At 36.0% G+C, this 26,309-nt stretch carries 24 protein-coding genes; 21 read left to right on the plus strand and 3 right to left on the minus strand.

Features of this window, described 5'->3' with window-relative positions; translation table 11 throughout:
• Positions 1 to 53 precede the first annotated feature (53 nt).
• Positions 54 to 896 (plus strand): competence protein CoiA, encoded by an 843-nt coding sequence (locus F5ESL0261_RS03160; protein WP_122052132.1) that lies wholly within the window; start codon positions 54 to 56, stop codon positions 894 to 896.
• Here F5ESL0261_RS03160 and F5ESL0261_RS03165 read toward each other — a convergent pair.
• Together F5ESL0261_RS03165 and F5ESL0261_RS03170 are read right to left on the minus strand one after the other, a co-directional pair.
• The gene (locus F5ESL0261_RS03165; RefSeq protein WP_122052133.1) at positions 882 to 1,502 is read right to left on the minus strand and encodes a DsbA family protein; all 621 of its coding nucleotides are present in this window, start codon (positions 1,500 to 1,502) and stop codon (positions 882 to 884) included. The two genes, F5ESL0261_RS03160 and F5ESL0261_RS03165, sit on opposite strands and share 15 nt — an antisense overlap.
• A gap of 72 nt (positions 1,503 to 1,574) precedes the next feature.
• A complete protein-coding gene (locus F5ESL0261_RS03170; RefSeq protein ID WP_122052134.1) occupies positions 1,575 to 2,198 on the minus strand; it encodes a CYTH domain-containing protein in 624 nt (207 codons plus the stop codon).
• Between the two features lie 353 nt (positions 2,199 to 2,551).
• On the opposite strand from F5ESL0261_RS03170, the gene F5ESL0261_RS03175 reads away from it, so the two are divergent.
• Genes F5ESL0261_RS03175 through F5ESL0261_RS03185 form a run of 3 tightly spaced genes read left to right on the plus strand, consistent with a single transcriptional unit; the run spans position 2,552 to position 4,864 of the window.
• Complete coding sequence (locus tag F5ESL0261_RS03175; protein WP_045927773.1) at positions 2,552 to 3,181, plus strand: GTP pyrophosphokinase family protein; 630 nt, start codon at positions 2,552 to 2,554, stop codon at positions 3,179 to 3,181.
• Positions 3,181 to 3,987 (plus strand): NAD kinase, encoded by an 807-nt coding sequence (locus F5ESL0261_RS03180; protein WP_122052135.1) that lies wholly within the window; start codon positions 3,181 to 3,183, stop codon positions 3,985 to 3,987. The genes F5ESL0261_RS03175 and F5ESL0261_RS03180 overlap by 1 nt, the downstream gene beginning before the upstream one ends.
• A complete protein-coding gene (locus F5ESL0261_RS03185; protein WP_122052136.1) occupies positions 3,974 to 4,864 on the plus strand; it encodes an RluA family pseudouridine synthase in 891 nt (296 codons plus the stop codon). The genes F5ESL0261_RS03180 and F5ESL0261_RS03185 overlap by 14 nt, the downstream gene beginning before the upstream one ends.
• A 66-nt stretch (positions 4,865 to 4,930) precedes the next feature.
• On the opposite strand, the gene F5ESL0261_RS03190 is transcribed toward F5ESL0261_RS03185, so the two are convergent.
• On the minus strand, positions 4,931 to 5,965 hold the full coding sequence (locus F5ESL0261_RS03190) for a lactonase family protein (RefSeq protein WP_122052137.1): 1,035 nt from the start codon (positions 5,963 to 5,965) through the stop codon (positions 4,931 to 4,933).
• Between the two features lie 170 nt (positions 5,966 to 6,135).
• On the opposite strand from F5ESL0261_RS03190, the gene F5ESL0261_RS03195 reads away from it, so the two are divergent.
• The 17 genes from F5ESL0261_RS03195 to F5ESL0261_RS03275 all read left to right on the plus strand — a co-directional run bounded on the left by F5ESL0261_RS03195 (position 6,136) and on the right by F5ESL0261_RS03275 (position 26,292).
• Positions 6,136 to 8,892: a cation-transporting P-type ATPase gene (locus F5ESL0261_RS03195; RefSeq protein WP_122052138.1), complete on the plus strand. Its 2,757-nt coding sequence runs from the start codon at positions 6,136 to 6,138 to the stop codon at positions 8,890 to 8,892.
• 80 nt (positions 8,893 to 8,972) lie between these two features.
• On the plus strand, positions 8,973 to 9,353 hold the full coding sequence (locus F5ESL0261_RS03200) for a PTS glucitol/sorbitol transporter subunit IIA (protein ID WP_034977398.1): 381 nt from the start codon (positions 8,973 to 8,975) through the stop codon (positions 9,351 to 9,353).
• A gap of 13 nt (positions 9,354 to 9,366) precedes the next feature.
• Entirely contained in the window at positions 9,367 to 10,593 is a 1,227-nt protein-coding gene (locus tag F5ESL0261_RS03205; RefSeq protein ID WP_109586061.1) for an AI-2E family transporter, read from the plus strand.
• Between the two features lie 37 nt (positions 10,594 to 10,630).
• Positions 10,631 to 11,188, plus strand: coding sequence for a tRNA (cytidine(34)-2'-O)-methyltransferase (locus F5ESL0261_RS03210; RefSeq protein WP_109586062.1), 558 nt, complete (start codon positions 10,631 to 10,633; stop codon positions 11,186 to 11,188).
• 1 nt (position 11,189) lies between these two features.
• On the plus strand, positions 11,190 to 11,582 hold the full coding sequence (locus tag F5ESL0261_RS03215; protein WP_045927779.1) for a DUF1149 family protein: 393 nt from the start codon (positions 11,190 to 11,192) through the stop codon (positions 11,580 to 11,582).
• A 19-nt stretch (positions 11,583 to 11,601) separates the two neighbouring features.
• A complete protein-coding gene (locus F5ESL0261_RS03220; protein WP_122052139.1) occupies positions 11,602 to 14,052 on the plus strand; it encodes a DNA translocase FtsK in 2,451 nt (816 codons plus the stop codon).
• Between the two features lie 161 nt (positions 14,053 to 14,213).
• Positions 14,214 to 14,942, plus strand: a complete 729-nt coding sequence (ymfI, locus tag F5ESL0261_RS03225) for an elongation factor P 5-aminopentanone reductase (RefSeq protein ID WP_122052140.1) — start codon at positions 14,214 to 14,216, stop codon at positions 14,940 to 14,942.
• Positions 14,943 to 15,007: 65 nt separating this feature from the next.
• Positions 15,008 to 16,135 (plus strand): RodZ family helix-turn-helix domain-containing protein, encoded by a 1,128-nt coding sequence (locus tag F5ESL0261_RS03230; RefSeq protein ID WP_122052141.1) that lies wholly within the window; start codon positions 15,008 to 15,010, stop codon positions 16,133 to 16,135.
• 24 nt (positions 16,136 to 16,159) lie between these two features.
• The gene (gene pgsA / locus F5ESL0261_RS03235) at positions 16,160 to 16,720 is read left to right on the plus strand and encodes a CDP-diacylglycerol--glycerol-3-phosphate 3-phosphatidyltransferase (RefSeq protein WP_109586066.1); all 561 of its coding nucleotides are present in this window, start codon (positions 16,160 to 16,162) and stop codon (positions 16,718 to 16,720) included.
• A gap of 160 nt (positions 16,721 to 16,880) precedes the next feature.
• A complete protein-coding gene (locus F5ESL0261_RS03240; RefSeq protein WP_122052142.1) occupies positions 16,881 to 18,059 on the plus strand; it encodes an ABC transporter ATP-binding protein in 1,179 nt (392 codons plus the stop codon).
• A 2-nt stretch (positions 18,060 to 18,061) separates the two neighbouring features.
• Entirely contained in the window at positions 18,062 to 18,685 is a 624-nt protein-coding gene (locus F5ESL0261_RS03245; protein ID WP_034977425.1) for an ABC transporter permease, read from the plus strand.
• Between the two features lie 43 nt (positions 18,686 to 18,728).
• Entirely contained in the window at positions 18,729 to 19,634 is a 906-nt protein-coding gene (locus F5ESL0261_RS03250) for an osmoprotectant ABC transporter substrate-binding protein (RefSeq protein ID WP_122052183.1), read from the plus strand.
• Complete coding sequence (locus F5ESL0261_RS03255) at positions 19,634 to 20,299, plus strand: ABC transporter permease (RefSeq protein WP_034977428.1); 666 nt, start codon at positions 19,634 to 19,636, stop codon at positions 20,297 to 20,299. The genes F5ESL0261_RS03250 and F5ESL0261_RS03255 overlap by 1 nt, the downstream gene beginning before the upstream one ends.
• Positions 20,300 to 20,445: 146 nt before the next feature.
• On the plus strand, positions 20,446 to 21,558 hold the full coding sequence (recA, locus tag F5ESL0261_RS03260; RefSeq protein ID WP_034977431.1) for a recombinase RecA: 1,113 nt from the start codon (positions 20,446 to 20,448) through the stop codon (positions 21,556 to 21,558).
• A 135-nt stretch (positions 21,559 to 21,693) separates the two neighbouring features.
• Positions 21,694 to 23,322 (plus strand): ribonuclease Y, encoded by a 1,629-nt coding sequence (gene rny, locus F5ESL0261_RS03265; protein ID WP_370448889.1) that lies wholly within the window; start codon positions 21,694 to 21,696, stop codon positions 23,320 to 23,322.
• A 157-nt stretch (positions 23,323 to 23,479) separates the two neighbouring features.
• Positions 23,480 to 24,472, plus strand: coding sequence for an AraC family transcriptional regulator (locus tag F5ESL0261_RS03270; RefSeq protein ID WP_052697056.1), 993 nt, complete (start codon positions 23,480 to 23,482; stop codon positions 24,470 to 24,472).
• Positions 24,473 to 24,486: 14 nt separating this feature from the next.
• Positions 24,487 to 26,292, plus strand: coding sequence for an FAD-dependent oxidoreductase (locus F5ESL0261_RS03275; protein ID WP_122052144.1), 1,806 nt, complete (start codon positions 24,487 to 24,489; stop codon positions 26,290 to 26,292).
• Positions 26,293 to 26,309 lie beyond the last annotated feature (17 nt).

The raw sequence follows: 26,309 nt of genomic DNA on the forward strand, positions 1-26,309 counted from the left end.
AAAAAGGCAGGTAAAACCCTGCCTTTTTGCGTATTTATTCTTAGGTGATAAATATGTATGCAGCATTGTTAAATAATATTTTGGTTTTAGCAATTGAGGAAGCCAAGTTGTCCCAAAGTAACAATAAAATTAAAAAACATTATTTTTGTCCACACTGTGAACGAGAAATGCGATTAGTAAGTAAAGACAAGCGACCCTACTTTAAACATATACCTTCTGAAATTAACTTATGTGGGGAAAATAAAGAACATGCTCAAAGTAAAAAATTACTAACTCAGGCACTGAGAGAGGTACATTTTAATGCTCAAACAGAGGCTAGTCTTGCTAATGGACAATTGCGAGCTGATGTATTGGCAGCTTCAAATTTAGCCTTTGAAATTCAGTGTGCTCCTCTCAATAAGTCAGAATTTCGCCATCGCCATTTTTTATATAAACAAATAGGCATTAAGGATATATGGATAGTTGGTAAGAGGCATTTCTTAGGACAAAACGTGAAAAAATCTCAGCTTATTTTCTTTCGCAGAAACAATTTTTGGCAAGATTATTATTTAGAGATTGATCCTTTTAAAAAGATTATTCGGCTAAAATATAACGTTTTGCTTGAGCCGCTAACAAATAAAGTTCACTTTCAAGAAGAAAACTTTGGTATCTGTGCAAAAGGTTTAAAAAAATTATGGCATTTTCAGCCATTGTTACAGAAATATTATGTTAATCCCAAACAGCAAAAACAATATTTGCAAATGCAGCTTGCACATAAAAGCTTGAAGGGCATGCAAATTGCAAATTTGTTATATAAAAAAAGGCAAACCATAGATGATTTGCCGCCTTGGGTTTTTAACAATTTTCGTAAAATAAATTCGTCAGATAATGCAAGTAAATATTTAAATCAACCGTAAATGTCGCACGGGGTAATAATTCTTTGGCTCTTTGGCAACACAATCATTATCCTTAAGAAGCTTTATCAGTTTATCATGTGCAAGAATACCTTCTAACATTACACCATTATAATTGCCACTTTCGTTAAAAATAATAGTAGTAGGAAAATTGCGAACGTTAAATTTACGGACAAGATCTTTATCTTGTTGAATTGAATCATCAACATAGCAAGCAATTTTGCGACTATTAATACGACTAAAATCCAAGTCTAAACTTTGCGCAATTTCTCTAGGCAAACTTTCTGAATATTTATTAAAATCGGTACTCATAACACGCTGTAAAGCAACTAAATAAGCACGTGCCTTCTTATTGCCATATTCTATTTTAATTGCATTGTAATGCCGTAAAGCCTGGTAAGAAGCAATTGTATACTTTGATATATCTTTTATTTTCTGGCCATTATTTTTTCTTCTAATAATGTCCTCTCTTATTACTTTTGAATTTATGATCGGAACAAAATGAAAAGAAGAGTTGATATTAAGTTCATCAATCGCGTCTTTGATTAAAACTTCCGTATTATAACAATAAATACCAACGGGATTAACAAAAAGAAAAATCTCGAACATGATCAGGCTCCTCCAATACTGATTGTTAAGTATAAAATGATTAAATATCTACCCTTTTAAAAGTTCACTCAATCATATTCTAACACGATGTATGTAAGCGCGTGCAACTTTTGCTTGGTTAGTATTAGTATAATTTTGTGTAAATTTATACTCTTTTTTTAATTTTGCAAGAATTTGCGCTATTAAATCTGGATTATGGTTTTCAATCTCAAGCTCAAAATCTTCGTAGTTATCTGGATAAATGTTATCATCAAAAGTCAGTTCACAATTTTGTGGCCCATTCGCTAATGTACGGTGAGTTTTGCAGAAAGTTTGTAAATGCAGTTTTAACTTCTGTGAAAATTTCTGATCCAAATATTCTCCTACGCTATACTTAAAAATTATAGGCGATCCTTTTGCTACCTGCTTAATTAATGCTTTAGCTTCATCTAATTTTAAGGAATCATTAATTTCTATTGCTTCGTGAAAATCGTTTTGTATGGGATTCTTATTTGGAACCTTCAGAGTTTGCTCTGCATGGTCACTAAAAAGCCTAATGCGACAGCTTATGTTATATTGTTTTAACAAACTTTCAGTAGTATCAAAATAATAATTTTCCTGTGTAAAGCTTTGCTTTACTGGAAAATCATGACAAAGTTTTTGGTATATTGCCTTATGCAAGATGATTTTTGCTTCAATTTCATTATTTTGTGACATTTAATATTACTCCATTCAATTTTGTTTATGAAAGAAATGCTTTAATTTTCTGTATCAAAATCTATATTTTTCAAAAGTAGTTTCTAAAAATCAAAAACAAATGTCATTAAATTTTAAAATTTTCTAAATAAGTAAAATAAGTGCTAAAGCTATGATAGTATAGCCTAATTGAAATTAATAAATTTATCATAATATCAAAAGGTTTAATGTGCAAGAAAAAAGACTTTGTAATAAGGCTTTAGGCACCTGTATAGAAAAACAGGGATTATTTTATTAAGGTAAATGACCATATGAAATTGCTATCATATAAATTATGTTAAAATGAATATGCTGTTTGAGAAAGGGTTATTTCTATGAATTATGACTGGGATAATTTTTTATGGCCATATGAAGAGGCCGTGCGAGAATTAAAGGTGAAATTTCGTTCTTTAAGACAAAGTTTCTTGACAAAGGGAGAACATTCACCTATAGAATTTGTGGTCGGCAGGGTGAAAACTGTTGACTCAATTAAAGAAAAAATGAAAAGACGTGTAATTAGTTTCGACGTTATTGAAACTGATATGCAAGACATAGCGGGAATTAGAATAGTTTGTCAATTTGTCGATGATATTTATAAGGTGGTAGACTTAATTCATACACGTGCCGACATGGAAGTCATTGAAGAACGTGATTATGTGAAAAATGCCAAACCTTCGGGCTATCGCTCTTATCATATGGTTATTTCATATACTGTTTATTTGCCGACTGGTCCAAAAAAATTATTAGCTGAAATTCAGATTAGAACATTGGCAATGAACTTTTGGGCAACGGTAGAACACACTCTCAATTACAAATATCAGGGTTCTTATCCTAAAGATATTTCTGAAAGACTAAAATCTACTGCAGAAACGGCATATAAGCTTGATGAAGAAATGTCATTAATTAAAGATGAAGTGCAAGAAGCTCAGAAAGTTTTTACCAAAAACAAGGGTAAGGAAAAATAATGAGAATTACAATTGCCCATAACACCAATCAGGAGACACTAAAGGTAGTGGCGCACTTGCGAAAATTGTTAGAAACCAAAGAGGGCGTTGTCTTTGATGCCAAGTATCCAGATGTAGTGATTACGGTCGGTGGAGACGGAACTTTGATAAATGCTTTTCACAGATATGAAAACCAAATCAGTTCAATTCGCTTCATCGGCATCCATACTGGACATCTGGGCTTTTATACTGATTGGCGTGGTCCTGAAGTTGATAAAATGGTAGATGCTTTATTTTTAAGAGAACCTGAGTCTGCCAGCTATCCGCTGTTAGAGGTGGAACTTCTAACTGAAGCTAATGAAAAGAAACACTTTTTAGCTTTAAATGAGTCAGCAGTAAAGCGCATTTCACATACGCTTGAAGCTAAAGTTTACATTGATGATCAGTTATTTGAAAATTTCCGCGGAGATGGTTTATGTATTTCAACGCCAACCGGCTCAACAGGTTATAATAAATCGCTTGGTGGTGCCGTAATCCATCCGAGACTTAAAGCCTTACAGATGGCAGAAATAGCTTCTATTAACAATAGTATTTTTAGATCTTTGTCATCACCAATTGTACTCGCTCCCCAGCAGTGTGTTACCATAGTTCCTAATGCTGATCATTTTGTAATGACCATTGATGGTCGTCGCATTAACATTAGAAATGCTAAAAAGATTAATTACCGTATTTCTACTAAGGAAATTCATTTTGACAGGTTTGGACATACCCATTTTTGGTCAAGGGTTCAAAGTGCATTTATTGGAGATAACGATGACACTATTTAAAGTTACTGTAGATGAAAAAGCCCCCAAAAAATTGGGGATTTTTTTATTAAAGAATGGTTTTTCAAAAAGAGCTGTCAATAATGCTAAAAATGCGGGTGGCATGATTCTTGTTAATCATAAAAGGCGCTATACAAACTTCATTTTACATGTTGGCGATGAAGTGATTTTCATTCCGGGTCAGGAAAAGCATAATCCATGGCTCACACCTTCTCAAAAACCTATTGAGGTTGTTAAAGAAACTGAAAACTACCTGGTTGTTAATAAGCCTGCAGGGATTTTATCGATTCCTTCCCGCTATGATGATAACGCACTCGTTAACCAAATTTTAGGTTATTTTGAGCGCAAAAAAAGTGTGAATATCAAGCCACATATTGTAACGCGACTTGACCGTGACACTTCTGGTTTGGTTTTAGTTGGTAAAAATGCTATTGCTCATGCACGTTTTAGTCAGCTCAAAAAGGATAAATTTATTAAAAAGTACCATGCAATAGTTCATGGTAATTTTGGTTTAGACGAACTAAAGGGCATCATAGATCAGCCAATTGGACGAAAAGGAACTTCGATTGTACGTAGTATTGAACCCACTGGCAAGAAAGCAAAAACGGCATATAAAGTGATTGCACAAAAAGAAAATGCCAGTATAGTAGAACTACGCCTTTATACCGGGAGAACTCACCAGATTCGTTTGCATATGCAATATCTTGGTCACCCCTTATATGGAGATCCATTATATGGGCAAAAAGATAATTTCAAAAGGCAAGCATTAAATTGCTTTCACTTAGAATTTCCTGATCCTTTCAAAAAAGAGAGGCAAATTAGTATTGAAGTGCCCGATCCACATGATATGCAGGAATTATGGCATAATATTCCAAAATAGTTTTAGTAAATGTAATAAAAAAGAGTTGTCATTATATTAGACAACCCTTTATTTGTTATAGGAAAATTATTCACTAAAAAGTACGCGAGTACCTTCGGGAACAAAAATATTTTTTTGCACAGGAGTCAAACAGCCATTTTCCGCGTCCCTGGTATATAAAGTAGCATTATCTGAATTTTGGTTGGTTGCCACCACATATTTTTCATCTTTGTCCCAGTTAAAATCTCGCGGAAATTCGCCAAAGGTTGAGACTCTTTGGCGCAACTGTAAAGTGTGATCATCATTAACTGCAAAAACAGTAATGGTATCGTGACCACGGTTGGAAGTGTAAATAAATTTACCATCTTTACTAATTTTAATAGCAGCAGCTCCATTGTGGTCGGAATAATCATCAGGGATAGTTGAATAAGTAGCAATACTCTTAAATTGCCAATTAACCTCATCAAACTTGACTAAATTAATTTTACTTGAAAGCTCACCAACAACATAAAAATAATTGCCATCAGGACTGAAAACAATATGACGTGTGCCAAAACCCGGTTCGTTTTGATATTTAGCTAAATGTTGCAGCTTATCATTTTTGAAACTGTAAAAATCAACACAGTCATTGCCTAAGTCGCAACTTACAAGATTGCCTTGCGGTGTTTGATCAAAAAAATGCGGGTGGGGACCATCAGCTTGTTCAGGACAAGGCCCCAGGCTATCTGCAGTGTGAGTCACTGAATCTAAAAAAGTTAGCTTGCCATCATTATCAAATGAGAATACAGCTAAAATTGCTGTATGGTAATTGGCAGTATAAAGCAATTTCTTTTTCTGATTAATGCCAATGTAGGCAGGTGACGAGCCGGCAGTTAAGTATGAATCTTTTTCTTGATACTTGCCATCAATAAGCTCAAATGAGCTGATACCACCCTTAGCGCCAGCGTTATTAATAGTAAAAATTAGCTTGCCATCCTGGACAAAATAAGTCGGACCCCCGACTTTAATTACTTCTTTGGCTGGTCCCATTTGCATTTCTAATCCATTTTTTGCACGGGTAAGTGGTAATTCATAGATTCCCGTTGACTTTTTTTTAGTATATCCGCCGATTAATAATTTCATGCTTGAAAAGCCTCCAATTTCATTTATAATTGTCTCAACAATTAGTATAGCATGACACGCAATTGTAAAAATATTGAGTGACTTTAACATTTTAAAAAGTGTTAAAGTATGGTGTCAGCTTTATTGATTAGTTTAAAATTGAAAGTTTTGAAATAAGAGGTATGTTGGGAATGGAAGAAAATAAAATTCGAGAGCTTTATGCTAAGAATGATATTTCTGAAGTTTATACTAATCTTCACTCATCTTCTGCAGGTTTAACTTCTGCAGAAGCAACCGCAAGATTGGCTAAATATGGTCGTAATGAAATTAAAAAGTCTGAAGAAGAATCTGAATGGAAGACTTTTTTTAAGAACTTTATTAGTATGATGGCAATCTTGTTGTGGATTTCCGGAGCTGTAGCGATGTTCAGTGGCACCATTGAATTGGGAATTGCCATTTGGATGGTTAATATTATTAACGGTCTGTTTAGTTTTTGGCAGGAAAGAGCTGCTAAAAGAGCCACAGATGCTTTGAATAATATGTTGCCAACTTATGTTCAGGCAATTCGTGACGGTAAAAAAACGCAGATTGATGCCAAAGAACTGGTTCCTGGAGACGTTTTTATTCTTCAAGCAGGTAATGCTATTCCAGCAGACGCCAGACTAATTACTGCCAGCTCGATGCAGGTTGACCAAAGTGCCTTAAACGGTGAATCCGTACCTGAATCAAAAACAACGGATTACGCACCGGGCGAAGGCAGTTACGCTGAAGCTAACTTGGTTTATTCAGGAACAACCGTTGGCTCAGGCACAGCTCGTGCAATAGCATTTGCCACGGGAATGAATACTGAATTTGGCAAAATAGCGCAGTTAACCCAAAAGCAAAATAAAGTCGATAGTCCTCTAACCCAGGAACTAAACCGCCTGACGAAACAATTATCAATTATTGCTGTTTCGATAGGCGTTTTGTTCCTAATTGCAGCAATTTTCTTTGTTAAATATCCGTTTGCTAAAGCCTTTATTTTTGCTTTAGGTATGATTGTAGCTTTTATCCCAGAAGGATTATTGCCTACTGTAACTCTTAGCTTAGCCCAAGGTGTTAAACGCATGGCCAAAAAACATGCATTGGTTAAGGAATTAAATTCAGTTGAAACATTAGGAGAAACTACAGTTATTTGTTCAGACAAAACGGGTACTTTAACCCAGAATCAAATGACTATTCATTACATTTGGACTCCTCAAAATGAATATAAAGTTACTGGCAACGGCTACGTCAATAATGGTCAAATTGAGTTAAACAATAAGCAGTTGTGGTATGAAGAAAATCCCGACTTGCATAAGTTGGTTCAAATAGCGTCTTTGGACAATGATACTGCTGTTCAACCCAGCAAAGTTAAAGGGGGTAAGCCTAAAATTTTAGGTACTCCAACTGAAGCTTGTTTAATTATCATGGCTGAAAAAGCAGGGTTTGATCGGCAAAAAGTTTTGGTTAAATATCCCCGATTAAGAGAACTGCCTTTTGACTCTAATCGAAAGCGCATGTCAACCATTCATCGCTGGAATGATCACCAATATATCATTTTTACTAAGGGTTCTTTTAGCGATGTGATTAAGCAGTGTGACCAAATTCAAGTCGATGGTAAAGTTCGGGCTCTGACTGACGATGATAAGAAACGAGCCGAAAAACACAATGCCGACTATGCTGCTAAAGGACTTCGCAGTATGGCTATGGCCTATCGAATTGTGGAAAAAGAAAATACTGATGTTACTAAGTTAACCATTGAATCAGCTGAGGAGCACTTAATATTTGTTGGTTTGACTACAATGAGTGATCCACCTCGTCCTGAAATATATAATGCCGTTAGACGTTGCCACCAGGCAAAAATTAAAATTATTATGGTTACTGGAGATTCCAAGTTGACAGCAAAATCTGTTGCAGTTCAAATTGGTTTGACCTCTGACAAGGCACGAGTCATATCTGGTGATGAACTAGAAACCATGAGCAATGAAGACTTACGAGAAGCATTGAAAGGAGAAGTGATTTTTGCTAGAGTAGCTCCTGAACAAAAATATAAGGTCGTTAAAACTTTACAGGAAAATGGTGAAATTGTAGCTTCTACTGGTGACGGAGTTAACGATGCACCTGCTTTAAAGCAGGCAGATATTGGTATAGCAATGGGCTTGACTGGTACGGATGTAGCTAAAGATGCAGCCAATATTATCTTGACTGATGATAATTTTGCGTCTATTGTGGCCGCAATTGAAGAAGGCCGTGCCGTCTACAGCAATATCCGTAAGTTTTTAACTTATATTTTGACTTCAAATGTGCCGGAGGCCTTTCCATCGATATTGTTCCTATTTTCTGGAGGCATGATTCCTTTGCCAATGACTGTAATGCAGATTTTAACAGTAGACTTGGGAACGGATATGTTGCCAGCATTAGGACTCGGTGGAGAAGCTGTTGATCCTGATGTCATGAAACAAGCTCCACGAAAACGTAATGAGCACTTGCTCAACAGAAGCGTAATTATTAAAGCATTTTTGTGGTATGGTTTGATTTCCAGTGCCATATCAATTGGTGCATATTTCTTTGTGAATTTCCAAAACGGCTGGCCTCATGTGCCATTAGCTGCTGATGGTCCAGTTTATATGCGTGCAACTACAATGGTTTTGGGAGCAATTATTTTTACACAGATTGCTAATGTACTAAATTGCAGAACAAATAAAGTTTCTCTGTTTAAGAAAGGCATATTCAGCAATCGTAATATCTGGTACGGAATTATATTCGAAATCCTTCTGTTTTTGGCTTTAACTGTTACTCCCGGCTTGCAGCAATTATTCAATACGACAAGATTATTACCGGTTGACTGGTTATTCTTATTCTGTCTGCCAATACCGTTAGTTATTATTGATGAAATTAAAAAATGGCTTCTCTATCATAAAAAATAAAGAAGTAACAAAGAAAACCGCTTATATATTAGTTAAGCGGTTTTTGTTATGCTAAAATTAAAGCTTAAGGAGAGCAAATTATGAAATGGACAGCAACTATTACGAAAATTGGTAAGCAAGCTATTGAGCCTAAGGGTAATATGGTGATTTTATTTGGTGAAAATGTCACTCCCGAACTAGTCGATGTTTCGGTTATTCAAAAATTTAATGCCCAAACCCCTGTCAGTAGTTTTATTATGAAAAAAGGCGACACAATTACAATCGATGGTCAGACCTATATTGCTGACTTTGTCGGTTCCATGGTTACTAGCGATATGAGAGCTTTAGGTCATGTAACGCTGTTTTTTAATCAGAAAAAGTCAAAAAATCCTCTTGCTAACGGTGTGTATTTCACTATAGAGGATAAACAGACAATGCCTGAATTTAATATTGGTGATGACATAGTATATGAACACATTTGATTAGGATGATTTGATGGACTACGAGAAAAAGCATAAAAAAAGAACCATATTTCAAAAATGGTTTTTGAATAATCGGTTTAGTATTGCACTACTAAACATTTTGTTGTTCTTCCTTGTGATTTGGTTGTTCAACAAAATATCATTTGTTTTAAATCCCGCTAAGGTCTTTGTAAGTGCGATTCTTCCTCCGTTAATGCTGGCTTTGATTCAGTTTTATATTATGAATCCGCTAGTAGATATTTTAGAGAGAAAGTTCAAAGTACCAAGGATTGTTACTATTCTTGGATTATTTGTTTTAGTAGCAGTTTTGCTCGTTTGGATAGTTAATACTTTATTGCCAATTGTTCAAAGTCAAATTAACTCATTAATTACTCATTGGCCTCATATCTGGAAGGATGCTACAAATGCGGTACAGGATTGGCTGAGTAATCCGCAACTTCACAGTGTTAAGGGCAATATTAATGATGCTATCAACAGGGCGCAAGATATGCTCTTTAAGTCAGGTCATGAGGCCGTCAATGCAGCGCTTAGCAATATTTCTTCAGCAATTAGTGTTGTTACTATTATAGTTATGACTTTACTTACTGCACCCTTTATTCTGTTTTTTATGTTAAAAGATGCTCACAATTTACGCCCTTACTTAATGCAATTTGCACCGAAGCGTTGGCAGAAAAGTTTTGGCGAACTTCTTTACGATATTAATACTGCACTAGCATCTTATATTAGGGGACAACTTACTGTTGCTTTTTGGGTCGGAATAATGTTTGCCATTGGCTACAGTATCATCGGACTTCCGTATGGCATTGCCCTTGCTGTTTTAAGCGGTATTCTTAACCTTATTCCATATTTTGGTACTTTTATTTCATTTATACCTGTAATCGTGATTGCTATTATGCTTTCTGTACCAATGGTAATTAAAGTTTTGGTTGTTTTTGCAATCGAACAGACCATTGAGTCAAGGGTTATTAGTCCTTTGGTAATGGGAAACAAGATGGAGATGCACCCGGTAACCACTATTTTGTTATTGATAGGCTCAAGTTCTGTTTGGGGACTTTGGGGCGTCATTTTTGGTATTCCAATTTATGCTATTTTAAAAATTATTATTTTGCGTGTTTATAACTATTACCGTAATGTTTCTCAGGTTTTCAAAGAAGATGAAGATGAGGAAAACTTCCAAGTTGCGGCTGAGAACTCGAATAATTTAAGCGCGGGATCAGAAGAAAAAGCGCCAAAAAAATAAGTTTTATTTGTTAAAAATATAGTGAAGGAGAAAAAGATTGACAAATCACGTAGTGTTATATGAGCCACTAATGCCAGCTAATACTGGTAATATTGCTCGAACTTGTGCCGGGACTAATACAGTTCTTGATTTGATTGAGCCATTAGGTTTTCAAATCGATAACAAAAAAATGAAACGAGCTGGCTTGGATTATTGGGATAAGGTTGATGTCCGGGTGCATGAAGATCTTAATGCATTCCTAGGTCAACTTGGTTCCCAAGACGAAATGTATCTTATTTCTAAATTTTCTTCAAAAAATTATGCGGAAATAGATTATACAGATTCTGCGAAAAATTACTACTTTGTGTTTGGCAAAGAAACTACTGGTTTACCAGAAACATTTATGCGAGAATATTACGAGCGCAATTTGAGAATACCAATGTCGGATAATATTCGTTGTTATAATTTGGCTAACTCAGTGGCGATAGTTTTACTTGAAGCATTGCGTCAGCAGGGTTTTCCTAATTTAGAAACTACACATCATTATGAAAATGATAAATTAAAAGATAACTACAATCGCCCTGAGCGCTATGAAAGAAATTTAGGAGGAAACTAAGATGGATTTTGAAAAAGAAACTCCTGTTATAGTCAAAAATTTTCATTATGATATTAATGAAGAGCCGGAAACTAAAGATCAGGTAAATTTTGGCTTAAAAAAGGTCGAAAAACAAAATGATGATGGCACAACTGATGCTGGTACTGACGGCAATTATTTTGATGTAACCGTTGTTTTTGACGTAGCACCTGCGCCGGGAGATTTTTCTGTAAGTGGAATGATTAGTCAGATCGTTAAAATTAAAGATTATTTTGGTGATGGCAGCGATCTGGAAAAGACAGATTATAAGTTGCTTAGTCGTCCATTAGTTGAATATATTGAAACCCTTACTTATGAAGTTACTCAAATTACTTTGGATGAACCAGTTAATTTGAACTTCCAAGCAAATTTTTAATTGTTGATTAGGTAGTATTATGCCTAAAAAGAAGAGGAGAAAAACCACTAAATCTCATAAGAAAAATCAGAATACTGGAATTACTTGGGCAATTGTTGGCCTTGTACAAATTATTATTTCAGTTTTGGCATTTGTTAAATTTGGAATTCTTGGTAAACAAGTTGCGAATATTTTTCGTTTCTTTTTTGGAGATTCATATTTATTAGCTGCTGGAATTTGTATTATTTTTGGCCTGGTTATGCTGATTTACAACAAGCCGATGCACTTTAAATTTAAGCGCAGTTGTGGTCTGTTTTTTGCAATACTCGGATTTTTATTAATTCAGAGCAGCATTTATTTTGAAAGTGAATTTGTAAATAATGCGTTTATGAATGCATTCTGGCATGAAATATCTGCCGAATTTGGCCGAATGGCTGTTACCAAACATGTTGGTGGAGGAGTCATTGGCGCATTATGTTACCAAATATTTTATCCCTTACTAGGCCATATAGGATTGCGTGTAGTTGCGATTTTATTGATTCCCTGCGGCATTTTAATGTTCTTTGATGTAAAGTTTGCAACTATAATTAAAAAATTTCAGACGGTTAGTCAGCTTTTTATTGATAAAAATAAGGCAGCTGGCACGAAAATAAAAGATAAATATGGTTCATTCAGAGAAAAACAACAACAGAAGAACTTGAATGAACAATCTCAAAATTTACAGGAGACATCGGATTCTCAAAATATGGTTTTTCCTGATGTTGATGATTTTGCTGTTAATGACAAGTCAACCGAAGAATTTGCAGACACTACGGATGTAGACAATTCTGTTTCGAATGAATCAGAATTTGGTGATATGCCAGAACAGTCTCCGGTTGAGCCACAAATTCAGGTGGCCAGTCAAAATAATATTCAAAAAGAGAGCAAAACTGATAATACCAGTGGCAATTTACCCAAATCACATTCTTTTGTTGAAGAAGATAAGAAAATTAAGCAAGAATTGGAATCTGTTGATCATGGCGAACTTAAACAAGATCAGAAAGTAAGTCCAAATTATCAAAAACCTCCTTTAACCTTGCTTGACAGCATTAAGAATGTTGATCAAAGTACCGATAAGGCTCTTATTCGCAAAAATACGCAAACTTTACAATCTACTTTTAAAAGTTTTGGCGTCAAAGTTATCATAAAAAAAGCGATTTTGGGTCCTACAATTACACGTTATGAAGTACAGCCTGCTGTTGGAGTTAAAGTTAGCAGGATTGTTAATTTAGCAGATGATTTGGCTCTTGCCTTGGCAGCAAAAGATATCAGAATAGAAGCGCCTATACCTGGCAAACCATATATCGGTATAGAGGTGCCGAATAAAAACACTTCGGTCGTTGCTTTTAAAGATGTAATGCAGAATCAAGATAATAGGGCTAAAAAAGATCCTATGCAAGTGCCTTTGGGCAAGGATGTTAGCGGACAAACGATTTCAGCTGACTTAACTAAGATGCCCCACCTTCTCATTGCTGGTTCAACAGGTTCCGGAAAGTCTGTTGCAATCAATACCATTTTAACGAGTATATTAATGAAGGCACTGCCGGATCAAGTTAAGTTGATTTTAATTGATCCTAAAATGGTTGAACTTTCGGTTTATAATGGTGTACCACATTTGTTGATACCGGTAGTTACAGATGCTAAGTTAGCTGCGAATGCATTAGGCAAAGCTGTTAAGGAAATGGAACGACGCTATAAACTATTTGCCGCAAGTGGTGTCCGTAATGTGGGTGAGTTTAATGATAAGGTTCAACTCAATAATCAAGATAAATCGAAGCCTGCAATGAAACCATTGCCATATATTTTGGTAGTAGTCGATGAACTTAGTGATCTGATGATGGTTGGTGGCCGCGATGTTGAAGGTGCAATTGTGCGTTTGGGGCAAATGGCGCGCGCTGCGGGAATTCACATGATCTTGGCTACTCAACGACCAAGTGTTGATGTCATTACCGGTTTAATTAAGGCAAACGTACCATCTCGAATTTCTTTTGCTGTTTCAAGTGGTATTGATTCAAGAACAATTTTAGACCAAACGGGAGCTGAGAAGTTGCTCGGCAGAGGAGACATGTTGTACATGCCGGTAGGAGCCTCCAAACCTGAACGAATTCAAGGTGCTTATGTTTCTTCAAGTGAGGTTGAGAAGATAATATCTTGGGTAAAGAAACAACAAAAGCCTGAATATGATAAAGGGATGATTCCGCAAAAAGGTCAAGAAAATTCAGGAAAACAAGATGACGCACCAGAGGATGAATTTTATGATCAGGCTGTTGAACTGGTAAGACAGCAACAAACAGCAAGTGTATCACTTTTACAAAGAAGATTTCGTATAGGCTACAATCGTGCTGCCAGAATAGTTGATGCGATGGAAGAGAAGGGGATTGTGGGCCCATCTGAAGGATCAAAGCCTCGTCAAGTTTTGTTACCGCCTAAAAAAGATGAGGATAAGACCTAATTTTTAAGAAAGTTTATCATGTCGTTTTATTAGTTCAAATTTGCAAAAAAATAATGTTAAAATAAAAATGAATATGAATACATAACTGAATTTATCTTTAATGGACTAGTTTAGCTATATGGTCATCTTCATACTAAAATAAAATAAAAGGAATGTTTTAATTGCAGCGAGCACTTGTATTTGGTGCAACAGGTGGCATTGGTCAAGCTATTTGTGCTGACTTAGCCAACGCCGGTTGGTCTCTTTATGTTCATTGCAGTCAAAATTGGCAAAAGGCCTATACTATGGCTGAAGGAATGAGTCAAAAATATCCTAGTCAGGACTTTATTCCTATAAAGTTAGATTTTTTGGCTAAAAATGACGAATTAAAAGAATTTGTTAGTGAGCTTTTGCCAGTGAACGCAGTGGTATTTGCCCAAGGAGTTACAGATTATAATTTTGTTAGCAGTCAGAATATGACCAAAATTGATGAAGTTTTGTACATAAATTTGATTACTCCTATTAAATTAACAGGCTTGTTAGAACCTCATTTGATAAAAAATGATTATAGTCGTATTGTTTATTTAGGTTCGGTTTATGGTGGTTCAGGCAGCGCTATGGAAGCTGTCTACAGTTCTTCAAAATCTGGACTTGAGCGCTTCGCACAAGCATATTCTCGTGAAGTGGCTTCTGCTAATCTCACAGTAAATGTTTTAGCACCTGGCGCGGTCAACACATCAATGAATTCAATATTAGCACCAGAAGCAATGGAAGAGGTTAGGGGCGAAATACCTGTTGGACGTTTAGCAGAGGGCAAAGATATCTCTTATTGGGTTAAAACGCTGCTGGACGTTAATTCTGGATATTTAACTGGTCAGACTATTTATGTAAGTGGCGGCTGGCTCATTTAAATATAAAAATAGTATGTAGTATATGTTATACTCAAAGAGTAAATTTAGGATTTAAAGAGGTAACTATGGCAGATATCGGAGATAAATTACGCAGTGCCAGAGAGGCTAAGGGACTTTCAATTGAAGATATTGAAAAAGCAACCAAAATTCAAGGCAGATATCTGACGGCGATTGAGCAAAATGATTTTGATAAGCTTCCGGGTGATTTTTATGTAAGAGCATTTATCAGACAGTATGCTCAAATAGTCGGTTTGGATGGTAAAAAGCTGCTAAGTGAATATCACGAGGATATACCAAAGGCTGAGCCTGAAGAATTTGTTGAAGATTCGATTGACAATAAAAGTGAAGAAGTCAGCAAAACAACTAATAATAAGAAAAAGATATGGCAAGATTACCTTCCACGAATTATTGTTGGCCTGGGAATAATCGTTGTTATTTTGGTATGCTATGTTGTTTATGCTCATTTCTCTTCTAACCGCAATGAAAATAATAATACAGCGGGTGATGTATCAGTTTCTTCAGATAATGATAAACATCGTCAAAAGATCAAGAAACCTAAAAAGAAGAGCGTAAAAATTAAAGAATTAGCTACAAATCAGTTCCAAATTACTGGTCTAAAAAATAATCGCAATTTGGTTGTGCGAGCTGGTGATCAGGCTACTACAGTTTCTATTGCTATGAACGGCGTTAACCAAAGTGGTCAGACTTTAACTGCTGGTCAAAAGCACACATTGAGGATTCCTGAAACTGCTCAAACTGTCGTTGTTACTTTCAGTAATGCTGTCGGGACTTCAGTTACAATTGGTGGTAAAAAAGTTCCATACACTGCTCAGAATTCGAATCTTTCTTTGACCTTTTATATTGGTAAACGTAACAGCAATCAAAGTAATCAAACTCAAACTGACCAGAACAATTCTGGAGCCACGACCAATAATTCAGGACATAGTAATTCAAATCATCAAAACCAGAGCCATAATCAAACTGGCAATCATAGCACTAATAATGGTACTAGTGGCAACAATAATTCTAGTTCATCCAATAGCCAAGAAAGTAATCAAAATAATAACCAGAGTAACCAGAATAATAATCAGTCAGGTCATGATAGCAATCAGTCAAATAATAATGAACACAGTAGTGAATCTGGTCATTCAGGTGGCACTTCTTCCGGTGGGAATGATAGTAATGAAAGATAGTTATTTTGGGAGGAAAAGTTAAGAATGAATTTGCCTAATAAGTTAACGGTTTTTAGAATATTATTGATACCAGTTTTTATGTTAATTGTCATTTTTGGTGGCGATGCTAGTGTTAAGGTTGCAGGAACAACTGTTTATTGGAAATTAGTCATTGCAGCTATTGTTTTTGCAGTGGCATCTGCAACGGATTGGTTTGATGGGCACATAGCAAGATCACGCAACCTTGTTACCAATTTTGGTAAATTTGCAGATCCGCTGGCAGATAAAATGCTTACCATGACTGCTTTTATCATGTTAATTTCGTTAAATCTGGCTCCTGCCTGGGTTATCGCTATTATAGTTTGTCGTGAATTAGCAGTAACAGGTTTGCGCTTAATATTGGCAGAAAACAAGGGTCAAGTTATGGCTGCAGCCATGCCTGGCAAGATTAAAACAACTTGTCAAATGCTCTCAATTATTTTCCTGTTAATCGGAGACTTCTATCACATAGGAACAATTTTGCTATACATTGCATTAATCTTTACAATTTATTCTGGTTGGGATTATTTCCACAGTTCATGGGATGTTTTCGAAGGTTCAATGTAAATTAATGAAAAGTTAATATAGAAAAAAAGCATTACTTTTAGTAGTGTTTTTTTGTGCATTATTTTTAATATAAACTGCTGTTGAAAAGACAGATTGTTGATTAAGTTACATTTACTTGTTAGGATTAAATTAAGGGAATATTGGAAAAGGAGGAAATTTTATGGTAGAAAAAGTACCAGCAGTTGAATTTCGGGATGTTTCAAAAATATATCCTAAGATGAAAAATGCAGCTGTTAAACATATTAGTTTTAAAATAGAAAAAGGTGATTTTTGCTGCCTGATTGGCACCTCCGGTTCAGGAAAGACAACTATAATGCGTATGATAAATCGCATGAACAGTGTAACTAAAGGTGAAGTACTTGTTAACGGCAAGAATGTTAAAAGTTTCAATCCTGTCAATTTAAGGCGTCATATCGGTTATGTTATTCAGAATAATGGTTTAATGCCTCATATGACTATCAGAGAAAATATAATTTTAGTACCAAAATTATTAAAGTGGCCTAAAGAAAAGTTGGCTGGAGAAGCACAAAAGCTTATTAAAATGGCTGAGTTGCCTGAGTCATATTTAGACAGATACCCAACAGAGCTATCTGGTGGTCAGCAGCAAAGAATAGGTGTCGTACGTGCGCTTGCGGCAGATCAAAACTTGATATTAATGGATGAACCATTTGGCGCACTCGATCCAATAACGCGTGAAAGCTTGCAGAACTTGGTTCAAAACTTACAAGTACGCTTAGGCAAAACAATAGTTTTCGTCACACATGATATGGACGAAGCGTTAAAGCTTGCCACTAAGGTAGTTGTTTTACATGATGGCCAGTTAATTCAAGTAGGAACACCGGATCAGATTTTACACCAACCTGCAAATGACTACGTTAAGAGCTTGATTGGTGAGGAGCGCTTGTCAGAAGCAAAATATGAAACTGTAAAAGTTAAAAATGTGATGCTGACTAATCCAACAAAAATTGATTTAGGTGCTTCTCTCACTGATGCTTTAACTATGATGAAGGAGCATCGAGTTGATACGCTTTTAGTAGTTGATAATGGAGACCATCTTAAAGGTTACATTTCAATTGATGATTTGCAACGCAATTACCCTAAAGCAAGTAGCGTCAGCGATATATTGATTACTAAACTAGGGACTGTCGGTCCGGAGGAATATCTACGTGATAATTTTAGTCGGATTATGAGTCGTAATAAGAGTTACATACCAGTAACAGATTCAGATAAAAAATTAGTTGGAATCGTCACTCGAGCTAGTTTGGTAAATGTTGTTTATGAAAAAATATGGGGCGATAAAAGTCACCTGCAAGGTTCTTCAGAAAAAGAGGCGAAATAATAATGTCAGCCTTTTTTGCACAACACGGTTCAGAGTTATTAGTAAAAACTTGGCAACAAATATATATTTCTGCTATTTCTTTAGGACTGGGAATACTAGTTGCAGTTCCACTGAGCGTTATATTAATGAAATTTAAGCGAATTGCTAAAGTGGTAATAGCAATAGCCAGTATGTTACAAACTATACCTGCTTTGGCTCTTCTAGCAATTATGATACCATTTTTTGGTGTTGGTAAAGTACCAGCAATTATAGCTCTTTTTCTTTATAGTTTAATGCCAATTTTACGTAACACATACGTAGGACTAACTGATGTTAATCAAGATACAATTGATTCTGCACGCGGGTTAGGCATGACTAATATGCAGCTTATTTTAAAAGTTGATATTCCTTTAGCCATGCCAGTAATTATGGCAGGAATTAGACTTTCTGCTATTTATGTAATTGCTTGGGCAACTCTGGCTTCGTATATCGGAGCTGGCGGCTTAGGAGACTTTATTTTTAACGGGCTAAGTCTCTACCAAACGGATCTCATTTTTGGAGGAACAATTCCTGTAATCATTTTGGCTCTTCTTACAGATTACCTATTGGGCAAGCTGGAACGTAAGCTGACTCCAAAAGGAATATAAGGAGGCGTTCATCGTGAAAAAGTATTTAAAAAAAATATTGTTAATGATAACAACCTTGCTGGTAATGCTTACTACTAGTGCTTGTGGTCTACCGGGACTTTCTGATAGTCAGGGCAGTGAAAAAAACATTAGAATTACGGCACTAACAACGACTGAATCTCAAATTATGGCTAATATTGTTGCTCAATTAATTGAGCACGAAACTTCATACAAGACATCAATTGTTAATAATTTGGGATCTGCACCTATGCAACACCAGGCATTGTATCGTCATGATGCTGATATACAAGCAGCCGCGTATGATGGTGGCGAGTTAACAGCAAATTTGCTCTTACCTGCAATTAAAGATTCCAAGAAGGCAAATGATACAGTTCGCAGAGAAGTAAAAAAGAGATGGGATCAAACTTATTTGCATACCTATGGTTTTGCTAATAATTATGCCTTTATGGTTAGAGCAAAAGATCAAAAGAAATATCATCTTTATAAAATTTCAGATTTAAAGAAAGTTAAAGACAAATTTTCTTTTGGTGTAGCATCGGAGTGGGTTAATGCCCCAGGAGTAGGTTATCCGGCTTTTCAAACAGCATATGGAATGACTTTTTCTAAAGCCCATCCTATGAACATAGGTTTAGTATATTCTGCTTTGAATAGTGGAAAAATGGATGTCATTTTGGGCTATTCAACAGATGGTCGAATTGACAGCTATAATTTACATCTTCTCAAAGATGATAAGCATTTCTTTCCACCATATAATTGTGGGATGTTAATCAATAATTATTTGTTGCGCGAGCATCCTGAATTAAAGCCGATACTGAAACGGTTAGTTGGCAATGTGAGTGTTCATGATATTCGTAAAATGAATTTCCAAGTTGATGATAAATTGCTTGAGCCGGCTATTGTTGCACATCAATTTTTAGTAAAGCATAATTACTTTAGGGGGGAGAAATAATGTCTCATTTATCATTGTGGCAGCAGTTTATTTATTATTATGCCCATAATGGCAGTTACGTATTGGAACAATTTAATCGTACTTTTCTCATTTCAATATATGGGGTATTATTTGCTGCAATTATAGGAATTCCAGTAGGAATTTTTATCTCCCGGAATGGTCATTTAGGTGACTTTGTTGTTGAAATTGCCAACTTTATTCAAACTATTCCATCTTTGGCTCTGTTGTCCATTGTAATGATTGGTCTGGGTTTAGGTGTTATGACTGTTATTGTAACTGTTACACTTTATTCACTTTTACCTATTATAAAAAATACATATACTGGTATGAGTAATGTTAATAAAAATGTTATTGATTCTGGTAAAGGTATGGGTATGACAAAGTTTCAGCTGCTTTACATGGTTCGTCTGCCTTTATCGATGTCAGTTATCATAGCAGGTTTAAAAAACGCTTTAGTAATAGCTATTGGTATTACATCAATTGGCTCATTTGTTGGTGCTGGCGGGTTAGGTGATATTATTATCCGTGGCACTAATGCTACAAACGGCAGTGCAATTATACTGGCTGGTGCTCTTCCTACAGCATTAATGGCAATTTTAGCAGATGTCATTTTGAACTTCTTGCAAAAAATTTTAGAACCAAAAGGATTAAAAAAGGCAAACTAAAAAAGTTTTGCTGGTTTTTGCGTAATTATTATTGTGAATAAAATTAATAAACATTTGTTCGCCTTTTTTCTTGCAAATATACACTAAAGCAAAGTATAATTATTACGTATTAAAATGATGAAACTATTTATAGGAGGACAAGAGTCTTGGCCAAAGATGAAAAACAAGCTGCATTGGAAAATGCGCTTAAGAAAATTGAAAAGAATTTTGGTAAAGGCGCCGTTATGCGTATGGGCGATAAAGCTGACACCAAAATTTCAACTGTTCCTTCAGGTTCGCTTGCTCTTGATGCGGCCTTAGGAGTTGGCGGCTATCCCCGTGGTAGAATTGTAGAAATTTACGGACCAGAGTCTTCTGGTAAGACGACAGTAGCTTTACATGCGGTCGCTGAAGTGCAAAAAAGAGGCGGCACCGCTGCTTATATTGATGCTGAAAATGCGATGGATCCTGCTTATGCAGAAGCACTAGGTGTTGATGTTGATTCATTAATTTTATCCCAGCCTAACACTGGTGAAGAGGGATTGCAGATCGCGGATACACTGATTACGAGTGGTGCGATTGACATTTTAGTAGTTGATTCAGTTGCAGCACTTGTACCTCAAGCTGAAATTGACGGCGAGATGGGTGACAGTCACGTTGGACTGCAAGCACGTTTAATGAGTCAAGCATTGCGTAAACTTTCAGGTAATATTAATAAGACTAAAACTATAGCAATTTTTATTAATCAAATACGTGAAAAAGTTGGGATCATGTTTGGTAATCCTGAAACTACGCCAGGTGGTCGTGCACTTAAGTTTTACGCAACTATTCGACTTGAAATTAGAAGAGCAGAAAAAATTAAACAAACTGGTGGTGAAATCACTGGTAACCGCGTAAAGATCAAAGTTGTTAAGAATAAGGTTGCACCACCTTTTAAAGTTGCCGAAGTTGATATGATGTATGGTAAAGGCATCTCGCAAAGCGGTGAACTTCTAGATATGGCCGCTGACAAGGACATTATTGCTAAAGCTGGTTCCTGGTATTCATATCATGATGAGCGGATTGGACAAGGCCGTGAAAATGCGAAAAAGTATCTTGAAGATCATCCTGATGTTTATGATGATGTTCAGAAACAAGTTCGTCAGGCTTTTGGTATTGATGAGGAATCCGTAGCTGAAAGAGAAGATCCGGAAAAAATAAAAGAGAAAAAAGCCAAGAAAGTTGCAAGCAAAGAAAAGGAAGCTTCTGATAAAAAAGAAGCTGACAGCAAAAGCAGCTAACTATGAGGAAATAGACCTCGACCTGTGAAAACTGGTTGAGGTTTTTTTCATGACGTTTGACATAATCCCCGTGGTTCTTTATCATTAATATTGTGTGAATAATCTAAAAAAATAAAAAAGGCGATAGAAATCATGATGAGTAAATTTTTGATTCCCGTCGCGATTGCTATTATTTCAATTATAGTAGGCACAGTTGCAGGATACGCTACACGTAAAAAAATTTGGGAGAAGAAAGCCCAAAATGCCCAAAACGATGCCGATCATATTTTAACCGAAGCAAAAGCACGAGTCGACGCTGCTAAGGCTGAAGTCAATGCACAAAAGCAGGCAGCTGACGCTATAAAACAAAGTGCGCAAAACACTAAAAAGGAAAAAATTCTTGAAGCTCAAGAACAAATTCAAGATTATCGACAAAAAGTTGAAGATGAATTAAACGACAAACGTGATACAATAGCACGCGATCAAAATCGCTTAACACAACGAGAGGATACTCTTGATCATAAAAACTCTTTGCTAAAAGAAAGAGAGGAAGATTTAGCTAAAAAAGATGAACAGCTGGAACAAAAGCAAACTGAATTAACCACTAAATTGCAAAAGGCTGATGAATTGGTCGAACAGACTACACAAAAACTCTATGAAGTTGCTCATTTAGACAAGGAGCAGGCGAAAAAGCTCGTCTTAAATCAATTGGCAGACCAATTGGTTAAAGAACGAGCAGAAATGATTAGTAATAGTAATGCAGAAGTAAAAGCCAAGGCGGATCACTATGCACGTAAAATAATTATTGATGCAATTCAAAGCAGTTCTGCTGATACAGTAGCCGAAACTACAGTATCAGTCGTTGATTTGCCTAATGAGGAAATGAAAGGTCGTATTATCGGTCGAGAAGGGCGTAATATCAGATCTTTTGAGGCACTTACCGGAGTAGATCTAATTATTGATGATACTCCTAAAGTTGTCACACTAAGTGGTTTTGATGCAATTAGACGTGAAATTGCTAAAAGGGCAATGGAGCGTTTAATTAAGGACGGAAGAATTCATCCAGCTAGAATCGAAGAGACAGTCGATAAGGCTCGTAAAGAGGTAAATGATGATATTTACGAAGCTGGAGAAAGCGCTCTAATGGAGCTGGGAATTCATAAAATGAATCCTGAGCTGGTTAAAATATTGGGTAGACTTAAATACCGTACATCATACGGTCAAAATGTTTTAGGTCACTCAATTGAAGTTGCAAAATTAGCTGGGACAATGGCTGCGGAGCTTGGATTAAATGAAAAATTAGCGGTTCGCGCGGGATTATTACACGATATTGGAAAAGCAGTCGACCATGATATTGAAGGTTCACACGTTGAAATAGGTGTGGAATTGACTAGGAAGTATCACGAGCCGGATGTGGTTGTTAATGCAATTGCAGCACATCATGGAGATGTGCCGAAGTTATCGTTTATTGCTGAATTGGTAGTTGCAGCGGATACAATTTCTTCTGCAAGACCCGGTGCCAGAAGCGAAAGTTTGGAAAATTATATTAGAAGACTTACTGACCTGGAAGAAATAGCTAGCAGGTATGATGGAGTTAAACAGGCATATGCTATTCAAGCTGGACGTGAAGTTCGCGTAATGGTTGAGCCTGATAAAATTTCAGATGATCGTATTACCGTATTGGCACGAGACATTCGTAACCAAATTGAAAAAGAACTTGATTACCCGGGTAATATTAAAATAACAGTTATTCGTGAAAAGCGTGCTGTAACAATTGCAAAATAAAGTATAAGGTTGAATTTTAAAAATTCAGCCTTTTTTATTTATTTCTTTTTTATAAATATGACTAAAAAGTGGCGTATTTTGACATATATTATCGTAAAGAGACATATTTTGCTAAAATGAAAGGGTATACAATTGAAATTGAATGGAGGAAACTGCTGTGAATCAAAAAATAACAATTGAGCTGAAAGATTTTTTGCAAGAGCTAGGGTATCCATTTGATTCTATTTCGGGGTTACTTGATTCCAGCGTTATGGACAAATATCTCAATGCCAAGTGGATTAAGAATTCGCATGTATTTGAGGTGCTTGATAGAAAAGCAAGTGATGAGCAGTTGCTGGCTTGCAGCGATGTCCGAAATTTTTACCAGTTTGTTCCTCCATATTTTGCTGCATTATCAAGTAAAAACGGAATACAGGCAATTTCTCGGTTGGCAACCTATCAGCAGCTTATAGGGCCAATCGAAATGGGAAGATTTAAAGAAGGTGAAAATTTAAGAATTCATATCAGATACCTGGATCAATATCGTAAATTCTCACGTTTTAGTCTACTAGTTGATCAAATTTCTTTAGTTAGTCTGATTAGAGCTGGAACAAATAAAAATATTGTTCCTGTATCTGTTGGTAGCAAATACAAATATGGATCAAAAATTAATAGTTATTTAGGCATTAAAGGTCAAAATAGTTTAGACAATTATTTGGTGTTTAGAAAGTGTGATTTAGAACAACCTTTTATAACTAAGAATGATGTAATGTGGAACTTTATTGAACCCGGTTTAAAAAAGTACATTAAAAAATTAAATATTAATCCTCCAATTTCAGCCGTTGTGCAAAACACTCTTTTTAAGCTGATTGCTGGGGGTAATTTTCAGCTAAAAGATGTAGCAAATAAACTGGGTATTTCTTCACGGACCTTGCAAAGATGGCTGCAAAATGAGGGTACTACATTTAAAAAGCAACTCAGTATTGTGCAAAAAATTTTGGCACAAAATCTGCTTCAAGATAAAACTTTAAATACTGCTGAAGTAAGTTTTTTAGTTGGTTTTAACAGTGTTGCCTCATTTTATAAGGCTTTTAAGAAGTGGTTCGGGGTAACAGTCAGAGAGTACCGACTGCAAAAAATTTTACAATCTAATAGCATTAATGCAATTTAATTTGGGAGAAAAAAATGTTTTTAAAAGATAACGAATCATGGAATGCAACTTATGACGTCGTGGTAATCGGTTTTGGCGGAGCAGGTGCTACAGCAGCGCGTTTTGCCGCAGATAAGGGAGCTAAAGTTCTTCTAGTTGACAGTGCTCCAGAAGGACATGAAGGTGGAAATACCAGATACTGTGGTCAGATTGTTGAAGCAGGTTATGATTATGACAAGCTCAAAAAGTATTATCAAAAAATGACTGCTCCACTTGATTTAGATGAACAGGTGCTTGAAACTTTTGTAAAAGGGATGGTTAATTTACCGGATTACTTTGAAAAATATCTGGGTGGTAAAGCATTTAGCGTAAAAAATAATCCAGGTAACAAAAATGTTGCTATGTTGGCATATATGAGTGCAGAATATCCTGAATTTGAAGGCGCAGACACCAATGATGACTTGTTAGTGCATGATCAGATATTCGATGCAGCTCTTTGGAAAAAATTGCGGCAGAATGTGCTGGATCGCAGCGACAAGATTGATGTGCTTTATTCAACACCAGCAAAGCACTTGATTCAGGATACGGATAAGACAATTATCGGTGTACAGATTGAAAATAAAGACAAGCTGTTCAATGTTCAAGCAAAAAATGGTGTAGTTTTAGCGCTAGGTGGATTTGAAAATAACGAACAAATGGTGCAGGACTATTTAGGTGAAACTAATTTACTGCCATACGGAACGCTTTATAACAATGGCGATGGCATCAAAATGGCTATAGAAGTTGGTGCGGATTTATGGCATATGAATAATTATGAACCAGGTGGAACTGTAAATTTAGCTGCTCCTAAAGGTCAAAGAGCTCATAATATTATGGCCTGGAAAGCATTATTTGCCGGTTCACTGATCACAGTCGGCGATGATGGTACGCGTTATGTAGCAGAAGACGATCCAACCCGTCATGGTCATCGCTATAATCATGGTCTTTGGAGAATCCCTTTAGCCCAAGTGCATCCTCATATGATTTTTGACCAGAAGAAATATGATGAACTATTCTCAGCTGAGAATGATGAATTTCAAAAGGAAGCTTTAACTAAAGTAGTTAAGTCAGAAACTATCTCTGACTTAGCTAAAGAAATAAAAGTTGATCCGGCAGTTTTAGAAAATACTTTGAACACATATAATTTCTTCGTTGATCGTGGAGTTGATTACCAATGTGGCCGCAAGCCAGAGTCAATGACCAAAATTTCACTTACGGGGCCATTTTATTCGTTAGCTCAACAGCACACCATGTTAAACACCCAGGGTGGCCCACGTCGAAATAAAAATGCTGAAGTATTAGATACAGATCAGAAAGTTTTGCCACACTTGTATGCTGCTGGTGAACTGGGTCATATCGGTGCAAATCAATATAATGGCGGTGGCGACATGGCTGACTGCTTAATATTTGGTAAAATAGCCGGAGAAAATGCCGCCAAGACTAAAGATGATCAAGTAGTCTCAGGTGCCAGTGCTAGTGAAAATAATACTGATGCTGCATTTCCTGAATCAGAAGGTAAGCAAGAAGATTATTCCACTGCTGAAAATCAATATATTGGTAAATCAACAAGCGGCATGGGCAATGAAATAGTAGTGCGAGTAACAGTTGACAGTGATAAGCGTCCAACCAATATTGAAGTTTTAAAAGAAAGCGAATCTCCTGACTACGGTGAAAAAGCGATTAAGAAAATGAAACAAGAAATGCTGACTAACAAAACAGTTAATGTAGATGCTGTATCTGGAGCTTCTGCATCAAGTCGTGCATTTAAAGAGGCTGTTGAATCTGCGTTAAATCAAGCTTAGTTTCTAACGAAAGGATA

The organism is Lactobacillus sp. ESL0261, from assembly GCF_003693025.1.
GTDB classification, from domain to species: Bacteria; Bacillota; Bacilli; order Lactobacillales; family Lactobacillaceae; genus Lactobacillus; species Lactobacillus kullabergensis.